4 protein-coding genes are annotated in these 5,816 nt (G+C 56.1%); 1 reads left to right on the top strand and 3 read right to left on the bottom strand.

What is annotated here, in order from left to right:
- A partial coding sequence (locus GWC77_RS29195; protein ID WP_217283423.1) for a hypothetical protein occupies positions 1-181 on the top strand: 181 nt, incomplete at its 5' end.
- Here GWC77_RS29195 and GWC77_RS26720 read toward each other — a convergent pair.
- From GWC77_RS26720 to GWC77_RS26710, 3 genes are all read right to left on the bottom strand, one after another.
- Positions 174-587: a DUF4399 domain-containing protein gene (locus GWC77_RS26720; protein WP_173262216.1), complete on the bottom strand. Its 414-nt coding sequence runs from the start codon at positions 585-587 to the stop codon at positions 174-176. The two genes, GWC77_RS29195 and GWC77_RS26720, sit on opposite strands and share 8 nt — an antisense overlap.
- 84 nt (positions 588-671) lie before the next feature.
- Entirely contained in the window at positions 672-1,769 is a 1,098-nt protein-coding gene (locus GWC77_RS26715; RefSeq protein ID WP_173262213.1) for a TIGR03118 family protein, read from the bottom strand.
- A gap of 305 nt (positions 1,770-2,074) precedes the next feature.
- Positions 2,075-4,603 (bottom strand): hypothetical protein, encoded by a 2,529-nt coding sequence (locus GWC77_RS26710; protein ID WP_173262210.1) that lies wholly within the window; start codon positions 4,601-4,603, stop codon positions 2,075-2,077.
- Positions 4,604-5,816: the final 1,213 nt, after the last annotated feature.

The following is a 5,816-nucleotide window of genomic DNA, read 5'->3' as shown; positions in this document are numbered from 1 at the left end:
CGTCGTGGTCGTGATAGGCGACCCGCCGACCGACCGTGGACAACTCGCACAACCACTCAACCTGGAGGACATCAGCCCGGTCGAAATTCAACTGCTTAACCGTCCTCGGAAACGGGTCACCCCCATGGAGTGCAAACGGAGCATCGAATCGGCGTCACCGAGTCGCAATATCTCTACTTGACATCCACCTTGATGGTCTGGCTCATCGCGGGGCCATAGGAGCGGTGCGCTCCGTCTGCAAATTGCAGGGTCAGCGTATGCGCACCCGGCGGCAGCACAACGTCGGTCTCGGTCTGCCCCTTGCCATAGTGAATGGCATGGTCGTTCGCCGGCACGACGTCACCGGTCGGAACGGGACCGCCGTCAATCAACAAATGGTGGTGCCCTGTTCCCTCGCTCATATCGCCGGCAGGCGCCACTCGCATGCCTGAAACAGCAAACTTCAGATGCACAGGGCTCGTGACCGTCGCACCGTTCGCGGGCTGGAGAAAGCTGACGCTTCCTGCCGCGTGGACCATGCCAGATCCGGCAATAAGTACCGCGCCGGCCGCAATCTGGAAAAACCGCTTCGTAAAAGTTTGAATCATGTCAATCGACCTCATGGATTAAAAAAAGTAGGCTACCAAGGCGCGTCTTGCTGATAAATAGCCACTACGCCTTACCGCAAGAATTCAGTTCGCCAAGAGATCAATACGGCCAAATACACCCGTCGTCTTCGAGGGACCGGCCGCGAAGAACAGCGTGTTCTTGGGCTGGTTGTCGACATCGTTGCCGAAGCTGATTCCCCACAGCCCCGGCTGCGTGAACACGCTGCCATCGTTCCGAGTCAATTTCCCAAGGTCGTTGCCCGTATTGACATCAAAGGCCTCGATCGTGCCGTCGCCGAAATTGCCGACCAACAAGTCATTGCTGAGCGGTCCAAAATTCGTTGGCGCGAGCGCCATGCCCCATGGAGCGTTCAAGGGCCCGCCTACCGCCGCAATCTGTCGGATAAAGTTCCCACTGGTATCGAACTCGTCGAGCACACCCTGGCCCGAGCCCACGACCTGCGCAGAGGCGGTAGCGTTCTGCTTCGCGTAGGTGACGAAAATGTTGTTACCGATGGCCTGGATGCCGAATGGTGCGAACCCAGCTGGCAGATTCGGGTCATGGAACTGACCGCTCAGTTGTACTTTCTGGAATGAACCGTTGAGTACATCGATCTTCCCATTGTGGAAGTCAGCCGCAAAAATCAGGTTTTGGCCGTTGACGGTCGCTGCCGTCAGGCCTTTGTAGATCGCGCCACCTGCTCCGTCGTCAAAAGCAGTCACCGCCTGAGTCGGCAGGACTTTCGGCGACCAGGCCGCTATCGTTCCAGCATCCGTTGCCCACATGAACACCGCCTTGTTCGTCACCCCCCCCCCGGCAGTGATAGCAAAATCCGAAGTTGAATTGAAGATGATTCCTGTCGGTCCAGCGGGGCCGCGTGAGCCGTCCGGGATCGTCACGACCAGCGACTGCACAACGCCGTTTCCATCGTACAGCGACGACTTGTGTGCTCCGTTGTCCGACACCCAGAACGTCCCGGTCGGATTGAATGCCACACCCCAACCATTTTGCAGATTTGTATCAGTATGCGCAGACGTGACGCTGCCGTCGGACACGAGAATGGTGGACGTGAATGGAGACTGGGAAGCAGGCGAACTCGAGTCGCCGCCGCCGCACGCGGACAAGAGGCCTGCTGTCGCCAGCATTAAGATTGACGGTACGATCCAGCTGCGTTTGTTCATTCCTGGTTCCTGGCTTGGCTATCAAAGCATTGTTGATTGGTGGGAGTAACGGCTTCCCGTCAAGCGGGAAATCACAAGCTAGAACTCATCAGCCGGGTGAAACCCGTCACGACAGCACTTGCCTCGTGATCCCGCATATCCGGAACGCATACACAGTGTTGATTCGATGCTGGAAATGCCCGATTTGCCTGCGAAGTTCGGGCGCGACACGCGAATCGAATTTCGCAGGCCGGCGTCACATGACTACGGGCGGCGCCAGGTCAAGGACCAAAGGCTTGTCACTCGCGTGCGACACAGGGTTTCAGTCAGCGTGATCGCCTTGCGGGGCGAACCGAGGAATGCGCCCCACGCGACATGTCGTCGACCGCCTTCAGAACACCGGCCATCAGTGCGGCGCTGTCGCCTGAACGATACGCGCCCCGTCCAGACAGGTATCTTTGTGGCTCGATCTTGAAGTGGCACGCGCTGGGACGTTTGGCATCCTTAGCGGGGTAATGCACATGCAAGGCCACTTTATCTACTACGGTCGTTGTCTGCACGGTCGGTGCATGCAACCTGGATTTTCCGGTTAGCTCGTTGCTGCTGACATACGTGATGTTTTGCTTATCCCTTAGAGAAATCAGATACTCGTCGAAGTAGTCATCGTGAGCCCGCAACCTGCCGTCCGGCGTCCTGCCACTCAGCTTCTGCCGGTCAACCGACTTCTCGACCGAAACAAGGCTATCGGGGTCGTTTTCGGTCAACCAGACGAAGAGCTCGCGTGTAGGCCTTTGTGCAAATAGCTTCAGATTCTGCAGCATCTGCTGATTGCGGGCTTCCTTTTGCAGCGCGTCAATACGCGCTGACAACTCCACAATCTTCTTCTCAAGCACGAGCTTCGTCTCGTCGGCACCGCGTTTCATGTCAGACAACGCAGCACCCGAAACACACTCCGCAATTATTTCGACTGCCTCGTCGATCTTCTTGATGCGCGTCTCACCCTTCATTTTCATCGCTTGAAGCGTGTCACAGATATGACCGAAAACTCTGAGCACATCGCCGCCGCTCAATAGGTAGAAACCACTCTCGTCGCATTTTTGGCGCAGCGTTAGCGCACGTTCCTCGGCATAGGCGAGACACGGCCCAATGTCGAAGTTCCGCGCGCTCGGATGACCGAGCGTGTCACGCGCCGCCTTCAAAGCGCTCTGGTCTCCATTCGCCTCGGGCGCTCGGCTCACCCGCGGCCGTACTTGCTGCTTGGTTACACGGCGCCGGCGTGACACCATTTTCGTTCCCGGACGATTGGCTTTGGGAAGCGTGATAGCCCTCGTTACGGCATTGTCGTCCGAGACCGAGCGTTCCATCGCGGATACGCCATAGTCCTCTACCAGAGGACTATTCGCGTCTGCCTTAACCTCTTGGTCAAGCGAAGTCGGCCACTTTTGCCCCCTCGATTTTTTTGTCGCATCCGCAATAACACTGTTCCGTTGCAGATCGACACCGATCCGCGCGATTACCGATTCCAACTCATCGAGCGCAAACGCAGCCAGGTCCGGCTCAACGAGACCGACGTTTTCCTCAGCTACGGACCGGCTAAGCCAAGCAATGTCCGCTCCTATTTCATCGCATTGCTGCGCCAAGAGTTCGGAGACACGCCCCCGCTTCACGTCTCCCGCCCGAACGAAATCGTCCAATCCGTTTGCCGGGAACTCGGACATGCCTTGCACGATGTTCTTAAGGAGTGCGTCGATACGCGACGACATATCCCACGCTACCTCCACGAATGCGTCGAAAGTCGCAGCATCGACCCCCTTTGCGCTCCGGTTCAGAACCATTGCATACGGGCGTGTTTGCTCCACCTGCTCGAGCGCCAGAAGGTTGATCCGTTCACTCGATCCGATCAAAGACGCTTTTTGTTGAAAAAGGTATTCATTGCTGAGGCCGGGACTTCCACGAAGCTGCTCAATCGACGTCAAACATCTATCGACCCGGAGCGCGAAACCGCGACAATTCTCACATAAATCCCGCAAATTTATGATTACCTCTGCACGCTCATCCCACATCCCGCTGCCAACCGCCAGTTTTTTTTGCCTATCCCCTTCGCCCGGTATGTCCGTCATCGAGGCATCGACAATCTCGCGACCTTGCGCGAGCCTCGCAATTTCCTTTTGGATTAATTTCTCATACGTATAGTTAAGGATTATCCTGGCTGTAAGCACATCATGGCAGTAGGCTGGAAGCGACATTTTGATGGCCCCGCTCCACAGTTGTCCAAGAACAACGCGGCCGTCTCCGGCTGGTGCAGCTCCCAGCTCTTCAAGATCTTTTTCGCAGCAGCCGACGAGGGCCTCGAACGCATCGAAAGCTCTTGATGCGTCGCTATCGCACTGTTTCAGTTTCTCTAAAGCGCCATCAAGATCATCTTCTGTCGATCGTCCAAGGCAAATGGCGATTTGCCCGCTCCCGATTTCGATGCTGATCATCTGCGCCAGCATTTCATGCACTCGCGCAAGATTGTCAGTCACTTCCACCATGTTACGGCAGGCCACATCGACTTTCGTCAAGTCAGCGTTAAAGCCCTTGAGCGTATGCCGAGCGGTTCCAAATTCATTCAGTGGCGATCCATGAACGGATTCAGCTTTCCTATCCATTCGCGCCGCATCGTTGCCCAAGCGCAGTATCAATGGAGAAAGCGCTCTATTTCTGGTGTTCCGAATCGCTTTGCGTATTTCACTCAAGAGCGGCCCGATTTTTTTTGCGTGCCCCACAACGCTGTCGTAGCGGTGGTGGGTGAGCCTCACGTATTCCAGTTGCTCCGTCGCGAACTTTCCAACGGCCTCAGTCACTTGAGACAATGCTAACCCCTTTGCAACGGCTGCGGACCGGTCTGGGTCACGAACCAAAGGCAGAGGCTGTCGATCGGACGGTGAAGTGCCCGTGAGCCGCGTCGATCCCTCCCGCGCGCTGTCACTCGCCCGCGATGTCAAACCGGCCAGCGGTGCCGATGGCACCGCTGGCTTCATGGTGGTTGACGCCTTTCGGGATCTAGATGCCCCTCTCGGGTTCGTCGTACCGTCGACCGTCGCGGGAGAGGATGGAGCCGATGGGGAGGACAGTCTCATGCAGTTACACCTTCTGCGGTACATGCGACTTGGTAACCGCTTCAGGAGACCACGAGGGTGACGGACGCTCCTCCCACACGCGCGAAATGCGGACGTCGAACACGAACGAACGATTCTTACTGCGCCCCCGTGAATGTCACTGATACGCTCGCGTTGTGAACGGCTAACGCCAATATAGCTTGCAAAGCTTTCCACTTTTCGATTGGTATTGCCGATACTGTAGCTCTAGCTCAGACTTTAATGGGACATTAAACCGATTTGTTTCCGGCAAGGTCAGTGCCCTGAGAGATATTTGTCGATCAGTCAAATATTGGATCAATCTGTTCGCCTGCCAGTAGGTAACCTCCGAGCTCATGTTAACTGAGCTTATTTCGCTAAACTTTATCGCGTCAATCAAATTGTCAATCTTATTGGAACTCAACGCCCCAGATTGCGTCAGGTCGAGTGTCGAGGATGTGTATTGACCATTGTTTATTTTTTCTATTAAGCTATCAACATCCGGCGCAGGAATTTTGGCAACAAGTCCCTCAAGCATTGGGGTGTAACGTTCACTACGACTACGCGGCAACTGAGGCGCATATCGCGAGGTAGCTGAATATCCCGGCTGACGCGGATATCCTGACTGCCCACGGTGCGACTGAGACGTAGATGTCGACCCATACGGATGAGGCGTAGCGGGACGTCTCGGCGGAACTCCGTCGAACACTGCGTTTGGATATTGGCGCCGCTCTGGTTGCACAGAGGCCGCGCCTGTTCTCGACGGCACCTGATCTGCATATCGATGTGCACTGCCACTCCCGCCGGCAGCATTCGCAGATGTGAATCGCCCCGGGAATCGTGGAGGCTGGTTGGTTTAAGTTGATGCCGGCATCGCAACTCCGTTGCTGAGTTGCCGGTAATAGTTTGCCTCAGCTTCAGCGGGTGGGATATAGCCGAGCGGTTCCAT

This window comes from Paraburkholderia sp. NMBU_R16, assembly GCF_013282575.1.
GTDB lineage: Bacteria > Pseudomonadota > Gammaproteobacteria > Burkholderiales > Burkholderiaceae > Trinickia.
The sequence above is the reverse complement of the archived record's forward strand: the minus strand, read 5'-3'. Positions and strand labels throughout refer to the sequence as shown.

Bases quoted from the DNA above. Each gene is read 5' to 3' on its own strand.
- GWC77_RS26715 (WP_173262213.1), bottom strand. From the start codon at position 1,769: ATGAACAAACGCAGCTGGATCGTACCGTCAATCTTAATGCTGGCGACA.
- GWC77_RS26720 (WP_173262216.1), bottom strand. From the start codon at position 587: ATGATTCAAACTTTTACGAAGCGGTTTTTCCAGATTGCGGCCGGCGCG.